Source organism: Bacillus norwichensis (genome assembly GCF_014836955.1).
GTDB lineage: Bacteria > Bacillota > Bacilli > Bacillales > Bacillaceae_C > Siminovitchia > Siminovitchia norwichensis.
The window spans coordinates 18,920-34,657 of record NZ_JACSPV010000038.1 but is presented as its reverse complement, the minus strand read 5'-3'; the positions used below and the strand labels follow the sequence as shown (position 1 = coordinate 34,657).

The 15,738-nt window shown below is 38.4% G+C and carries 13 protein-coding genes and 2 pseudogenes; 3 read left to right on the top strand and 12 right to left on the bottom strand.

Annotated elements, in window-relative coordinates:
- Positions 1 to 63: 63 nt before the first annotated feature.
- From H9631_RS17245 to H9631_RS17220, 6 genes and pseudogenes are all read right to left on the bottom strand, one after another.
- Positions 64 to 1,254 carry an MFS transporter gene (locus tag H9631_RS17245; protein ID WP_191815017.1) on the bottom strand — a complete coding sequence of 397 codons (1,191 nt, stop codon included), beginning with the start codon at positions 1,252 to 1,254 and terminating at the stop codon, positions 64 to 66.
- A 150-nt stretch (positions 1,255 to 1,404) separates the two neighbouring features.
- A complete protein-coding gene (locus H9631_RS17240) occupies positions 1,405 to 2,373 on the bottom strand; it encodes a helix-turn-helix transcriptional regulator (protein WP_191814982.1) in 969 nt (322 codons plus the stop codon).
- Between the two features lie 540 nt (positions 2,374 to 2,913).
- Complete coding sequence (locus tag H9631_RS17235) at positions 2,914 to 3,153, bottom strand: hypothetical protein (RefSeq protein ID WP_191814980.1); 240 nt, start codon at positions 3,151 to 3,153, stop codon at positions 2,914 to 2,916.
- 219 nt (positions 3,154 to 3,372) lie between these two features.
- Positions 3,373 to 3,742, bottom strand: a pseudogene (locus tag H9631_RS17230) (SMI1/KNR4 family protein); the annotation flags it as partial.
- Between the two features lie 749 nt (positions 3,743 to 4,491).
- Entirely contained in the window at positions 4,492 to 4,719 is a 228-nt protein-coding gene (locus H9631_RS17225) for a hypothetical protein (protein ID WP_191814976.1), read from the bottom strand.
- Between the two features lie 88 nt (positions 4,720 to 4,807).
- Positions 4,808 to 5,730: pseudogene (locus tag H9631_RS17220) on the bottom strand (IS1595 family transposase).
- Positions 5,731 to 6,054: 324 nt separating this feature from the next.
- Between H9631_RS17220 and H9631_RS17215 the strand changes: the two are divergent.
- Entirely contained in the window at positions 6,055 to 6,459 is a 405-nt protein-coding gene (locus tag H9631_RS17215) for a DUF1801 domain-containing protein (protein WP_225221122.1), read from the top strand.
- A gap of 268 nt (positions 6,460 to 6,727) precedes the next feature.
- Here H9631_RS17215 and H9631_RS17210 read toward each other — a convergent pair whose 3' ends face one another.
- A complete protein-coding gene (locus H9631_RS17210) occupies positions 6,728 to 7,798 on the bottom strand; it encodes a D-alanyl-D-alanine carboxypeptidase family protein (protein WP_191814974.1) in 1,071 nt (356 codons plus the stop codon).
- 323 nt (positions 7,799 to 8,121) lie between these two features.
- On the opposite strand from H9631_RS17210, the gene H9631_RS17205 reads away from it, so the two are divergent.
- Positions 8,122 to 8,637, top strand: coding sequence for a GNAT family N-acetyltransferase (locus H9631_RS17205; protein ID WP_191814972.1), 516 nt, complete (start codon positions 8,122 to 8,124; stop codon positions 8,635 to 8,637).
- 109 nt (positions 8,638 to 8,746) lie between these two features.
- On the opposite strand, the gene H9631_RS17200 is transcribed toward H9631_RS17205, so the two are convergent.
- From H9631_RS17200 to H9631_RS17180, 5 genes are read right to left on the bottom strand one after another with little or no spacing between them, the layout of a single operon-like run.
- Positions 8,747 to 9,523 (bottom strand): alpha/beta hydrolase, encoded by a 777-nt coding sequence (locus H9631_RS17200; protein WP_191814970.1) that lies wholly within the window; start codon positions 9,521 to 9,523, stop codon positions 8,747 to 8,749.
- A gap of 16 nt (positions 9,524 to 9,539) precedes the next feature.
- Complete coding sequence (locus H9631_RS17195) at positions 9,540 to 10,577, bottom strand: FecCD family ABC transporter permease (protein WP_191814968.1); 1,038 nt, start codon at positions 10,575 to 10,577, stop codon at positions 9,540 to 9,542.
- Positions 10,570 to 11,577, bottom strand: coding sequence for a FecCD family ABC transporter permease (locus H9631_RS17190; RefSeq protein WP_191814966.1), 1,008 nt, complete (start codon positions 11,575 to 11,577; stop codon positions 10,570 to 10,572). Before H9631_RS17190 ends, H9631_RS17195 begins: the two co-directional genes overlap by 8 nt.
- A gap of 11 nt (positions 11,578 to 11,588) precedes the next feature.
- Positions 11,589 to 12,581 carry an ABC transporter substrate-binding protein gene (locus H9631_RS17185; protein WP_318246829.1) on the bottom strand — a complete coding sequence of 331 codons (993 nt, stop codon included), beginning with the start codon at positions 12,579 to 12,581 and terminating at the stop codon, positions 11,589 to 11,591.
- A complete protein-coding gene (locus H9631_RS17180) occupies positions 12,578 to 13,891 on the bottom strand; it encodes an NtaA/DmoA family FMN-dependent monooxygenase (protein WP_191814964.1) in 1,314 nt (437 codons plus the stop codon). Before H9631_RS17180 ends, H9631_RS17185 begins: the two co-directional genes overlap by 4 nt.
- A 672-nt stretch (positions 13,892 to 14,563) precedes the next feature.
- Between H9631_RS17180 and H9631_RS17175 the strand changes: the two genes are divergently transcribed.
- A complete protein-coding gene (locus tag H9631_RS17175; RefSeq protein ID WP_191814962.1) occupies positions 14,564 to 15,535 on the top strand; it encodes an exosporium glycoprotein BclB-related protein in 972 nt (323 codons plus the stop codon).
- Positions 15,536 to 15,738 lie beyond the last annotated feature (203 nt).

Here is a 15,738-nt window from a genome sequence, read left to right as displayed (position 1 = left end):
CTTAATAGATTAATACTTTACATGGCGTCATATGCTAAACAGAGCGTTTTTTCAACCCACGCATTATTGTACTGACATGCTTGCAGCGGTTTTACTTTTCACAGAAAATAACGTAATAGCCATTAACAGCACAAGCGCAGCCACAACCACAAAGGGGAGATGTTTATCCACTTGGTATAGAGTTGTACTGAGAATGGGTGCAATCATAGCAGAAATCCCTTGAACAGCTGCCACTAACCCGGATACGCCGCCTTGTTGCTCACGTGCAACGGCAAGTGAAGAACCTGCCATAAAACCAGGCATCATCAGACCGGCCCCAATGCCAAAAAAGACGAAAGCCACGTAAAAACCAATCAGACTTATGATGAACAAAAAGAGCAGCATGCTTACAATCAGAAGCAATGATCCAACCAAGATCAAAGGCTTTGGCTGCCATTTCGTTTTTTTCATTTGGATTCCTTGTGTGACAATCATCGCAACTCCACTAAACATAAGACCCATGGAAACCATTCTTGCTGTTTCTTTCGTAGTCAAAGATAATTGATCCTGGAAATAAAAACCTCCCACCACCTGCAAAGTGATGACGCTGAGCATTGTTGCCAGACCAGCAAACAAATAAAGACGAAGTTCTTTTTGAAATGGATTGACTCTCGGCGGTTTTTCCTGAATAACCGGTTTTTGAGCTGGGATCAACAACAGTACGACGATAAAGGCGACAAGCGGCAGCATCGCCCCTATATAAAGTGGCCAAATTAAACCTATGAGTGCAAACACTGCGGCAATTGCAGGACCAAGCACAAGCCCCATCCCATTGGCGGCCCCGATTAAAGCCATACCTGCTGATCGTCCTTTTTCATCTGTGACGTCAGCCATATACGCCTGTGCCGATGATGGAACAGCAGGAATAAACAATCCAACCAAACTGCGGGCGACAATCAGTAATATAATTAAGAGTCCGCCACTGATAAGCTTCGTCAAACCTGCATACATTGTTGCTGTGAATAAAACATAGCTCACAAACATCCCTATAAAGCCAATCAATATGACGGGTTTTCTACCTTTTATATCACTCCACCTTCCCCACACTGGAGCCATCACTGCCATCGCAACGGACCCCAAAGAAATGATTAAACCTGAATGAGTTTCACTCAAGCCCAACTCTCGAATAAGCGGGGGCATGACGGGAGCGATGATCATCAAGCCAACCATGGCAACAAAAACACTGAAAAAAATGCTGAATCGTACTCGTACCATCTTCACATCTATCTCCTTTCACAAGACGCTTCTTTTGATTGATAAACTAGCGAGTTATTGAGATATATTATCAATGAAAATGGCATGTTTTGCCGCCTGCTAACGGATTTTTCTTAATGCAAAACGGATTCTTTGGGTTTAATGGGACTATCAACTATAAAAATTACAGCTTTTCTCAACTTCACTCGGGTTGTATCCATAGGTTTTCCGGAATAGTTTGGCAAAGTGACTTAAATTGCTATAACCTACCATACTGGCAGCCTCACTTACATTCACCTTCCCTTGCTCCAGTATTTTATGAGCTTCATTCATTCGTAATCCACGTACATAACCAAAGACTGTCGTACCGAACAGTTCTTTGAACCCTAGTTTGAGCTTGTAATCATTGAGTCCTATCATTCTAGCAAGTTCAAGCAAACTGGGCGGTTCTTTCCATGTATGGGACAGAATTTCTTTCGCTTGTTGAAGGCAGTGAACATCGTCGACTTTCAGCTTGGAAACTGGTTGGCTTTGCTCTTCCTTTTGCACACCATCCAAGTGATAGACCAATAGCTCAAAAGCTTTCCCCTCTAGATAAAGCTTTTGGAGAGTTCCGGTATACGGACACTGTTTCATTTCCTTCACGATACGAGCAATATGAGGAGAACCAGCTAGCTGCCTGCAAAAAAAAGCTTTATTCGAAATACCGCTAAGCTCTGGAAGCAGTTCATTGAGCTTCCGAATATCGATGCGAATCTCCATATGCGACATCCGTTCAGATGGCGAAAACTCGGTATGAAGGTTTTTATCGCGAATATAAGAGAATGTGGAAACGCCTGCGGATAAATCATAGCTTCTAGGTTCGCCGGCTGCCTCCCAGTAGGCCTGACCTTCTAGGGTATAAGCGATTTCTAGGTGAGGATATTGAACATCAATATCTAAGGAGACAGGTTCATCAAAGCTTGCGTCGAACCAATTAATCTCCATGCCATCTCTTAAGCAAATCCTTTTTACATGCCCCGCGCCGCTCTGTAGCGGAAGTCTATATTTCTGATAGTTCTGCTTCTGCGGTAGCGAAGTGACATCGTTTAATTTCTCAAAGAGGCACCCCAAGTTTTGAGTATTCATTTGCAGATTCAAATCCGTTCTCCTTTCTTTTTCATGAAAGCAAGCCCCCGTTATATACAAACGCAGATTTACCTTATTCCAAACTTTCTTTAAAATTTCAATTCATCCCAATTTAATGACCTGATTTTGTAAAAATAGATAGCATATAATACTTGTTACTGCTCATTTTAATTGATAACGATTCTCAATGTCAAACAAGTGTAAAATAGGACGATGTTTATGGCGCTTAAAATACTTTTGCCAAGAACGTCACCCTATTTCTGCAGTAAGCTCAAATTTTAACCATGCGTTAATTAAATTACTTGGTCATAAAAAAATAAACAGAAAAACCAATTAAAAAGACACTAAAAATCATTTGAATCATTTTTTCTTGTGTTTTTTTATTTCTTTTGCTGTAAACCAAATCATATAAGAAATAAATGCCTAAACTTATAAACGTTAGGCTTAAGTATTTGGATGCAACATAGATTGATAAAAAAAATGAAAGAACAATCAAACTATAAAATAAGAAATTGATTTTTTACTCCCCCAGTCGAGTAAAAAATCAATTTCTTATTTTAAAATATTCCTTTGAATTCTTTTTCCTAAACGCTGTGCAACTATATCAGGTACTCCTTCATACTCAGTTACTGCCATCAAACGATCTACTATCTTTTGCAAAGAATCAGCCGGCCAATTTTCTCTTGGCCCCACTCTTAATTTAATCAATACGCATTCACCAACAGTCCAAGAAATATCTTCAATGCCCTCTATGTTAATTGCTTTAAGAGATTGTTTTAAAAACCACTCCATATCCCCTTTTTCCTTAGCAAATTGCTCTAATCCCGCAGAAATATCAAAATGAGACGAACCTTCTTCGATATATTCTTCTACTTCCTTTTTTGTATAAACTCGATTGAATTCCTCATCATCGTCTTCAACTTCATCATCAGACTCAGGTTTTTTTAAATTTTTTAAGAAACTTTCAAAATCCTTTGCGACTTTTTTTGGCTTACTTTCATCTGTTATGTAAAATACACATGGATTATCTCCTTTATATTCACGATAATCAAAAGCAAACCATTCATGACCATCTCCAGCAAAAAGGACAACCTTTTTCTATTTCCCATTCTGCTACAAGATAATTAGACTCCCCAATCCCATCCCCCACATCTATACCCATAATAGAATCAATATCAACTTCACCATCAGGTACTTTATTGGAATGAAACCACTCATTATAAGATAATGCTCCACCATTTTGTTTCTTCATAAGCTCAACATAAGCTACTGGCAATTCGACTCCTAATTTTTTCTCTACTTGATTCAACTTTTCATCTGTTAAATCATCGAGGGTTTGAGAATCTATGGCAATTTCGGTATCAAAAATATAGTCAAACATATTATTTCTCCTTTTCTAGACATGTTAATGAATTAGATGCAAAAAATCTGACCATACGGGCAACCTTTATTTCAAAAAAAATCTGTCACCCCTTCGATGAAAGGTTTTCTATCAACAATCCCATTGTTGAATAATTCTGCGGTGGTGCTAAGCTCTTGAGTATTTGAGTTTTTTGAACGTGTGAGTAGATAGCTTTTTTCTTCACCATAAAGCCTGCTAATCTACCATTGCTCATCTTTATAATAGAAGGCCAATTCCTGCTCTTCAACCTCTATTGCTTATCTAAATTCTTGCCATTCTTTCTCGGTCATTCCTATGTACTCCTTTTGAACCTCTCGCCACTCCCTCCCCCCCTACGAATTGTTTGAATTGGGGGATTCCTAAGAACTGCTTCGTAACCGAACGGTTTCACTAGGCTTTCCATATAGTTCCTACAGTTAGAAGTTTTATGGCTTCGTTTCTAAAGTTTTGTCCTGTGTTCACATCTCTATTCTACGGTGAAGCATACTTTGGACTAAATCCAACGAGCTTTATAATATTGATATGCGTGCTCTTTCTTCATAGTATCACGAGTCGACTCCTCATTAATTTTATTTCAGTATCCATATAGAAATAGCCTTTTAAATTAGGCTCTGTTAAAGTTTAATGTATTAAAAAAACAGAACTTCCGATTATCTGGAAGTTCTAATTCTTAGTATAGTCTTCTTCAACTCACCCGTTTGTTTAAGTACAATTAAAACCAACAGTTATCAAAAGTGATTATGAAACCACCAAACAATAAGAATCATACTTACTATTCCCCAAGCTGTGGTACTCACTATCCACCAAATTATGGATTTAGCTTTTGTTGAACTTTCCTCGTCTTCCATATTTGCTGTTATAAAAGCGAGCTTACTTTCCATACCTTTTTTCATAGAGATGAGAACAACAAATCCGATTATTATGAAACCAATAGTTATCCAGAGTAATAAATCCACCTTTTATACCTCCCTTTTTTGTGAATTTCTTCCCTTTCCATCTTCTTTATTCAATTATCCTGCCCCGTTCGTTGAATGAGATATAATGTTAAATCATAAATTTAGTAAATCTAATCGCATCATAATTTTCCGTTTTTCTTATCAAATCCCCTCTAATAATCAAGTCGTTCCTAGTAACTTCATTTCTTGCTTTCTAATACCTGAAACCAAGCAAGGGTAATTGTTAACATACTGAATGTGGTACAGACCTTTTGTGCGAATCTTTCCGTCTGATTTGAATTGATTATCCATTTTCTTTTCGGCAGCATTAAAAGCACGCCATGAATCGGTACATAATATATTATCACTTGAAAGTTTATGACTGATAGCTTTATCCAATTGTTCTCTTGTTAATCTTCCCATTCCCAATACCTTCGAAACAGTCATCTTGTCACGGCCCCTCGGAACCAATACACATACTTGTTCATTGCTTATACCACGCTTTTTTGCTGAATCACTATGTTTGCGTCTTTGATTTTTCTTTGTCCTTTTTCTGAGTACAAGAAATAGGTCTCATCCATTTCAAGAATACCTTCAAAATTTGGTATTTTGATTTGTTTTAACGAGGACAAAAGCTTGTGTCTCCAATAAAATCGGCGGACATACGAAGGGAGTACCCTTCTATTATACACTCAACAAATTTAATCCAGTGAGTAAGGTGACGAGTTCGATATAGAACTGTATTTGTGAGGTCAGTAAATGTCTTTTTACAAATTTTACAGCAATAGGTTGTTTTTTAACTTCTTCGCCATCAACGATTGTTGGATATTTACCGAATCGGACAATATGTTCCGATTCGCATTCTGGGCATTCATAACCATTCTTGTTTTCATGTTCAGATATTTCGTGAAGAACGGTTCCAGTCGAGCTTGATGCAGTAAGTGCATCAATTAAATATTCTCGTAATCGGTGTTTCTCTGCTGGATTTAGTTTTTGAATGGCTTTAAGAATTTCAGTTGCTCTTACAGTCATCATTAGCTCTATTATAGTTAGCCCAACTATAGAACGTTGGTTCTCGAAAAGCAATAATCAACAACTAACTTTAACAGAGCCTTAAATTAAAAATGTCTGGGTGTTAACATATTCCTCACTCTTAAATATGGTCATTTCTTTCAAAGAAATCAACTATATTTCCATATAATAGAAACGCTGAAATACCTGAAAAATAGGGATCAATTATGAAGACAATTTAAGCGGTTTTATGAATCACATTTAAATTCCTCATTTTTAAAGGAGTTTTTCTATTTATTGTCAAAATATTAATGTAAATAGGAATGAAAGAAAGGGTGAGGATTGTTGCCAAACAAAAAATTATCAGGCACTGAGCAGGTTGTTGAATTTATGAACAACCTTGAACATCCACTTAAAGAGGAGATCACAGAAATTAGAAAAATCATTTTAGAAACGAACAGTAATATTACAGAAAAAATTAAATGGAATGCTCCCAGCTTCTGTGTCGACGGTTATGATCGGATAACGTTTAACCTTCACGGAAAAGGATTTTTTCGACTTATTTTTCATTGTGGCGCAAAGGTTAAGGATGGTTCGCCCAATACACCAATATTTATTGATAACAGCGGGATATTGGAGTGGGTCACGAATGACAGAGCCATAGCGAAATTCACCAATATGGATGATGTGAAGGATAAGGAAAATGACCTTCGAGAAGTAATCAATCAGTGGATCCACTCAACGATTTGACCAAATTTCTTATATTGCCCTTTGCTGAAGCGGATGACACCAGTCCATGTAGCAAAGTTAGCCATGTGAGAAAAATTGTAGATGCACCAATTTCTAACAAAGAACTCATGTTGTTCAGCATCCACCAGCTCATGAGGACTGAAAATATCAGTTTTATCTCTCATTTATCATGTGCTGATATTTAGAATAAAAGGGCCTATCCAAGCCAATTCCTGACTTGGATAAGCTCTTTTTCACTTCTGCATCAATTGCTGGGACAATACTGATGTCAATTAATCCCTAAATATTCTTCCAAAGTTAATCCACTTTTATATACTTTTGTTGCCAGATCTTTTCCCAAAAATCGCAGATGCCAAGGTTCGTATTTATACCCAGTGATATGCTCTTTGCCCTTCGGATAACGTACGATGAAACCATATTTATGAGCATTTTTCGCCATCCACTTGGTCGCCGGGGTTTCAGAAAACCATTGATTTTCGTTTCCAACTTCACCAATATCAAATGATAATCCTGTTTGGTGTTCCGACTGCCCCGGTCTAGCGCTGTAAAGATCAGCAGCTGCTTTTCCATCCCGTGCAACGTAATGCTGATAAAGCTGATTCTGATAACTGTAAGTGCGATAGCCACTGAATACCGTTAAGTTCAACCCTTTTTTCTTCGCATCGTTTTTCATCACGTTAAACGCTTTTCGCGCCGCCGTACTTTCACCTGGTGCATAACTATCAGGAAGTGAATATTTTTTATTTACAATCAAAACACCTTTGATATATGTTGGCTTTATTTGCGCACTATTTGTCTTTTTAATATAAGAACCACTTACATAGCCTGCTCTACCTTTATAGTTGAAGCGATACCAAGCATTTGATGTTGTGCCAGTTACATTGATCCTACTCCCCAAACGCAAAGAACCAATCTTTTTATGCTTTATACTTGCTCCTGAACGGACATTTAATGTGCTGGCAGTTACTGTATATTCTCCACTTGCTTTTATAATTTTGCCGTCATTAGCTGGTGTTTTTTTCTTGGGTGCCGCTTTCAAATAGGCTCCACTAACGTAACCTGTCTTTCCCTTGAACGTGATCCTGTACCAATTATTTGATGTTGTGCCAGTTACATTTATTTGCTCATTCTTTTTCAAATAACCGAGACGCTTATACTTTGTTGAATTGCCTGTTCTTACATTTAACGTTGAAGCTGTTACAACATAGGTTCCACTTGCTTTTGATACTTTCAAATTCTTACTAGCATAAGATCCTATTGGACTAGCGAATAGACTTAATATCAATGCTATTACACTAATCATAACGATAGATTTTCTCTGAACCTTTTTCGCAAACATATTAATCTCCTTTCTAAAATCACATAATTATTAATATACAAATTTCTCCTTTCCAAATTCTATACATTGTTGTTCATAACCATTTTCTCTAGGAGTATTATTGATTCCGGGTATCTTTTCCGTACTAATTTATGCACGGCATCAGCCAACGATTTTAGAAAGATATCAATGCTCGATTAGGGTTGCTACAAGTTGTTATATGGCAAGAGTGAATGGGAATAAATGAACTCTCCCCTTCTTCAGATGGATTAAAAGAAAAACAAGAGCTTGTGTTATAGTATTTAATAAAAGTGAATATTCTTATAGAAAGGTGACGCCCACCTATGAACTTATCATTAGAGAAGTTACGCATTGAGGATTCTAGAGCATTGTTTGAATTTGAACTAAACAACAAAACTTATTTTGAAAAAACAGTTCCACCTAGAGGTGACGAATACTATCATTTCGACGTTTTTCTAAATCAGCTAGATTCCTTAATAGATGAGCAAAATCATGGAATATCCAATTTTTACCTCATTAAGGATATAAACCATTCTATTGTGGGACGAATGAACTTAGTGGACATAGAAAAGGCGCAAGCTACTGGCCATCTTGGCTATAGAGTGGGGCAATTATATGCTGGAAAGGGAATCGCAAGTAGAGCATTAAAGCTCTTATTAGAACAAGTTTCAGAGGAAGGTATTGTAAAACAAGTAAAAGCTAAAACAACAACTAATAACATTGCTTCTCAAAGGGTTTTAGAGAAAAATGGGTTTGAGCGGCTAGATATAAGTGATGACACCATTCACTTCAATGGAGTAAGTGTAAGGTTTATAAATTATAAGTGGACAGCTAAATAGAAAGACATTGCTTCAATATCCAGTAGGTAAAATGATTTTTTATTACTCCATGAAAATGAGAAAAATCTCCGTTCTTGATTAAAAAATCTGATCATAAAAAGAGCACCCCTTACAGGTGCTCTTCTGCTTGATGAGAATTCATTAAAAATCGTAACGCTTGACTTATAGTCGTTGGAACGATGGACATATGATTTTCATCTGGTGATGTATAAAATTGCGCCGATACCAAAGGAAATGAGTCCAAATGTTGGAACAGGCATCTAGCATTTTCATACATCTGATGTTTTTGTTCTTGCTCGGCTGCAATAAAAATTGCACATTCTAATTGTGAGATTCGCAAAGCCTCTTGTAAAACTTGCTCTTGATTCCACCAGAGAGAGGGGCTGCAAATATAGTAGTGTGAAAATAATTGTGGTTCTTTGACAAGTGTCTGAACGAGAAATAACCCACCTAAAGAATGTCCAAAAATCAGCTGTTGTTTTTCGTTCACATCATTTCGTCGAACCATTTCTTTCACTTCTTTTAATAAGTCCAAAAAAAACTCCGCTCCCCCAGAAATAGGCCAAGGCTTTCCAGAAGGAAGTTCCGGCAAACTGAGCGTCTCACTTTTCGGTGTAAAGTCGTAGACCCGGAGAGGCGGGAAGACATCTTCCTCATTATATCCAATAGATACGATTACCGATGGGGACACTCCTGTTCTTTCAGGACGTCGCGACTGCAGGGTCACAACCTGTTCGAACAGTTCTCCATAAGCATTTCCATCCAAAACATAGAGAACTGGATATCCTTCTTTCGGTGCTTTTTCCTTCGGGATAGCAAGTGTAATTCGATAGGCACTTTGCGACAATGGATGACGCATTGTTTTCATAACATATGTGTAACTCATCACTTACCTCAATTCTTTAGCTTGTCACTTTTCTACTGTTTCGGATCAGTAAATAAATGAAATAAGGCACCCCGATAATAGAAATGACAATTCCAACTGGTAATTCTGCAGGTGCAAATAACGTTTTACCGATCCAATCACCTGTTAAAATAAGAATAGAACCCACAACCCCGCTTATCGGAATAATATGCTGATGATGAATACCAACCAATCTTCTCGAAATATGCGGAGCCAGCAATCCAACAAATGCAATACTTCCGGAGACAATAACACTTGCACTTATTAAGCCAACTGCTCCGAATAATAATATGATACGTTCACGGTTCGCTCGAACTCCTAAACCAGTAATTGTAACTTCATCAAACTGTAAAACATTGAGAATGGGTGCCTTCCAAATCAGAAATGGGATGATACAGACAGCCCATGGCAATAAAGATATTACTTGTTCCCAAGAGGCGCTATAAATACTTCCAGATAACCAAACTGTTGCCATCTCGAAGTCTTGAGGGTTCATCTTTAGTGAAATGAAAAGTGTAAGCGCGCTAAAACCTGCGTTCAACGCAATTCCTACAAGGATTAGTCTTTTCGGATCAAGCTCCCCACGATCACGTGAAAACAGAAAGAGTAACACCGCTGTTATCATTCCACCAATCCAACCCCATACCGACATTCCGACAATCGAGAAGCTCGACATTTCTTTTATATTCCCTTGAACAACAAACATGTAAAGTACCACTGCCAACCCTACAGCAGACTGAATACCTAAAATCCCCGGATCTGCTAAATCATTTCTCGTTACTCCTTGTAGTACGGCCCCCACCATTCCAAGTGTTAAACCAACCAGTGCCCCAATGACAATTCTCGGCATTCTGAAGCCAAAAATAACCAGTTCATGATTAGGATCGTGATCTAAACCAAATAACGTTCGAAACGTTTCGGGCGTAGTCAATGGATACGTGCCACTTGTTAAACTGATATAGAACATAAGTAGAGCAATGGCAATGCCAATACACCCTACTATAAAAAATCGGGCATTTAGCTTTCGATTAGGCATACTGCTTCCCTCCCTTTACTCGAATGAGATAAAGGAAATAAGGGACACCCACAAGTGCTGTAATGACGCCTACTGGCGTTTCAAAAGGCGGATTAATGGAACGGCTTATGATATCTGCCCATGCAAAAAATAGCGCTCCAAATAATCCCGCGAATGGAATGATCCTCCTATAATCTTCACCAATCAATAGGCGAGTTATATGTGGAATCACTAAACCGATAAATGTTACTTTACCAACTAAAGCTACAGAGACACCAGTTAATAACGCGACACTCACCAATGTTAATGTTTTCATTGCTCCAATGTTAATTCCCAGGCTTTGCGCCACCTCGTCTCCTAATGAGATGGCAGTAACAGACTTTGCAACATACAGAGCAAGTGCGAGTCCAATTATAGCAAAAGGGATAGACCACTTAATCACGATTGGATCAATTTGATGAAGTCGTGTGTTATACCAGAAGCTAATATTTTGCGAGACTTGAAAATAGGTAGCTAAAGCTTGAGAAACACCGTTCAAAAACATTCCTAATATCGTCCCAATAATCGCGAACGACAATGGGGACAGTCCGCCGGGTACGATTTTAGCGATTCCGAAAACAAATGCTACTCCTAAAATAGAGCCTATAAATGAAAATAAAACAAGAGTAAGAGGCTGGAGGTTCGGCAGAAATATCATGGATACTGTGATGACAAAAACCGAACCATCCGTTACCCCCATAATACTAGGTGAAGCTAAATAGTTCCTTGTCATCCCTTGCATAAGCGCCCCTGAGATTGCGATGAAAGCCCCAACTAATAAAGCACCTAACACTCGGGGGATCCTTGCCGTTCGGATGACCAAGTGTTCCATATTCGACGAATCAAAGTGAACGAATGCTTCCCAAATTGTAGAAACCGAGTAGATTGTAGCACCATACATTGTCGAGCACGCAATTGTAATTAAAAATAAACCTAATAAGAAGAGACCTATCAAAATCTGTTTCTGTCGAATTGCGAACATTTAGTTTTCCTCTATTTCTTTAATACATTTTGCTGTAATGCTTTTAAAAATTCAATTTTACTAAATGCGGTGCCTCCTTCTAATAATGAATCGACAATATTGATATAGACTTGATCATTTTTGAAAGCAGTAATATTTTGAAGAATTGGGTTCTTTTTCAACTCCTCATAAGCCTGCTCATTTTCTTGATTTCCACTTTGTTGAACTTGGATAAAGAGACGATCAGGATTGACTTCTGCTAACTGCTCAATTGAAATCGCTTCTTGTGTTTTGGCTTTTTGGACTACTTCTGGTGCTTCTAATCCAAGCTCATTGTATAAAGACGGGTTGAAGAATACATCCTCTGGATAAACAAACATTTGGCCACCACGAATACGAATCGCCATGACTTTTTCGCCTTCAAATTCTTTCATTAATGACGGCTTTGCAGATTCGATATCTTTGTCGTATTGAGCTAATAGTGCTTTCGCCTCTTCCTCTTTATCCCCTAATTGAGCCATCAGCATAAGATTATCTTGCCAATCAGTTGAGATATGAGACACTAAAATAGTAGTAGCGACTTCTTCTAATTTTTGAACCACTTCATCCGGAAATTTAGTCGTTCCTAAAATAACATCTGGTTGTAACTCTAGGATTTTTTCGAAGTTCGGTTCTTGCTTTTCACCGATAGATTCTGCTTTCCCCATCGCTGTTTTAAATACTTCTGGAAACTCTCCTCCAACTGTGATAGCTCCAACAGGCTCTAGGTTCAGAACTGTAGCATCCTCCATCGCCTCCATCGCTCCTGTAATGACAATGCGATCTACTTTTTCTGGTACTGAGTATGTCTCTCCTAAGTATGTAATTTCTTTCATACTATTTGGAGCTTGACTATCCTTTGCTTCAGTAGACTCCTTCTCTTCATTCTGCGGTTTTTCTTTCGATGACGATGTACCCGAACATGCAATAAGAGCAAAAACAGACATCAATACAACTAACAACAAACTTATTCTTTTTATCATCATTCATCTTCTCCTTTAAAAGACCTATCCATCTCTAAATGTTCTCGCAACGTTGAACCTATGTACTCTTTACGGAATAAACCGCGCTCTGCAAGGTATGGTATCACTTTTTCTAGAAATAGAGTTAACGAACTGTCCGATCCTCCGGGCACTGCGATTATTCCATCTATCGCTTCCGCTTCATACCACTGAATAATCTCTTCAGCAACTTCTTCTGCAGTTCCGATGACTACCCAATGAGCAGAGTTCATCACTTCCGGCCGTTTCAAAATTTCTTCAACAGTCGGATGGTTTTTTTCAATAAATTGGTATAACAATTCGCTATGTGTACGGCTTCGGATAGTTGAATCAAGAACGGGTAAGACCTCCTCAGTAATAACGTCAGTTAATTCATAATTTCGTAACGAAACACGCAGCAACTCTTCAGCCCTTTGATATTTTTGTTCCATTGTGATGTGAGCATGGGCTTTACGATGCATCTCTAGAGCTTCTTCTCTTGTTTCCCCAACAAAGAAGTAACAACCAGGCAAAAGGCGTATATCCTCAACCTGACGTCCTCTTGCTGCTGCACGGCGTCTCAAGTCAGCTCTTAATTCAATCGCTACTGACAATTCTGGCGTCGCCGCAAAAATGGCATCTGCCATCGATGCTGCAAAATCCCTTCCTTCGTCGGATGCACCAGCTTGAAATAAAGGAGGCATACCCTTCGGGTGGGAAATGATGTTTAATGGACCTTTTACGGCAAAGTAGGAACCTTTATGATTCAAGGGTTCTATGAAACTATCAGAAGACCCTCCCGTCATCTCTTCGTAGGGATAACTGGTCCATAATTTCTTCACAACTTGTGTACATTCTGCCGCTTTTTCATAACGTTCCTTCGATGTTGGACGTTTTTCATAGTTAAAGTTATCAAACCCTTCGATTGAGGTAACAACATTCCAGCCTGCCCTCCCACTACTTAACCATTGCAATGATTGCAGTTGTCTTGCTAATAAATAAGGAGGAATAAATGAGGTGGAAGCTGTTGTGACAATCCCAATTTTCTCTGTATATTGACTAATAATGCTGAATAATAGCGTAGGATCTGTCGCAATTCCTCTACTTTTTTTCATTAACTCAGGGTGAGCAACTACATAGTCCGCTTTAAATAGAAAATCTAGTTTTGCACTCTCTGCTTGTTGAGCAATCTCAATTTGTTCTTGAATACTGTTCGCATAATCTTCCTCCAACCCTAAATATTGTTCGTTGGCAGTGCCTTTGAATTGGCGCCTTCCTAATGTCAGTCCAATGATCAATCGCTGTCTTTTTTTCATTCTTTCATTCCTTCCATTGCCACTACATTTTACTTTAGCCATAAATGATCTTCATTTGAGAAACACATTTCTCCTATAGTATGTAATTCAGCTCATCACATAATTGAGAAATACTATCAATTAGATTATATTGATAATGATTCTCATTGTCAAATTAAGTGAAAGTAGTTTAAAGTTATTCTCAAAGAACTACCTCTACTAACGAATCTTCAAATGATATTTTTAAACTCTCTTGAAGCATACGCCTAGTGTATGATCAGGCTGTCGAGAAACCCTCGACAGTCCAGGGATACTAAATATCACTTTTTTAAACTCTATCCAAAACAAATTCATCGACATTCGCCTCGATGAATAAAAGACAGATACACATCCTCTAATACTCATTTCAAAATTTCAAAAGAGTATTTACATTTAAGCAAGCTTTCAACCCAAATCCGCCCCAAAACAAGCGATCATTATTTGTTTGCAATAAGTAACATACAAGAGAGATGCCACATCATTTATGGTTTATCCCCCAGCAATTTCCTGTCAATTAAAAATATCGAAGTATTTTTGATTAGGTTTCTTTATCATTTGCAAAATGGGTTGTAAAAGATGTGCATTTTTTTGTCCCCTGAATACATTGTATTGAACTACAGTGTTTTCAAAATTACTTTAGAGGAGAATCATTATATGTCACAAGCCAACCTTCCTAATATTAGTCCCTATATTTCAGTGACAAGATATGACGCTACCAATTTATTATTAGCATCGATAGCGATGGAAGAATTAGGTCTGGCACATATTTTAAATGCTGAAGGGGAAAAAATTCAATTTGCACTGGGCACATTGAATGACAATGATGAGCCAGCTACATTGGAGGATATTTTAAAAGTCAATGATAGTGTGAAAGATTTATTGGAGCTTTCGATGAAAAAGGAATTTTTTTTAGAGAGCAAGTTAGCGAAGGTAACAGATATCATTGCGAATGATGACGATGGAGGAGCTGGACCTCAAGGACCACCCGGACCACCAGGGGCTCAAGGGGAACCCGGACCGCCTGGACCTCCCGGTCCTCAGGGAGAACAAGGACCAGAAGGACCACCGGGGCAACAAGGAATACAAGGAGAACCTGGGCAAAATGGTACTGATGGAGTAAACGGAATTGGTGCAATTCTACCTTATGCATCTGGTACACCCGTTGCGATTACTGGACTGGTTGGTGGTCTTCTTGGGACCTCAGCAGGAGTTGGAATGGGGGCGTCAGCTGCCAGTGTTGTTTTTTCAGCGACTACAGTAGATTTGACAGGCTCTTCCGGTACATTGCTGAACTTTGCAACAGTTATTCCCCGTGATGGCACCATCACAGATTTCTCAGCTTTTTTCAGTGTTGCATTGGGAGCTACTTTGTTAAGTGCACCTACAATCCGAGCAAGATTATTAAAATCTCAATCAGCTACCTCGAATATTTTTACAGAAATAGCCTCTTTCGACCTATCCCCCACACTCAATACGATATTAACAGTTGGGCAAACATGTACGGGAAATACCAGTTTAAATATCCCAGTTAGTCAGGGAGATCGTCTCTTAGTCGTATTTGGTGCAACCGCAGCGCTTGCTGTTGCCGTAACAGGATATGCAAGTGCCGGTGTGGCGATCAGCTGATTTTTTAATATGGTAAACTGACGAAGGACTCATCTTTGGATCTAAGGACGAGTCCCCTTTTTTATGTCACGAATTGCGACAATGGACCATCTAGATAATATTCACTTTCGCCCCACATGCTGAATATAGTATTCAAAGAATCATGGTTAAGTATCATCATGATCGCATTGTGGCAGATAGGTAAATAACATTTAGAAAGTGGT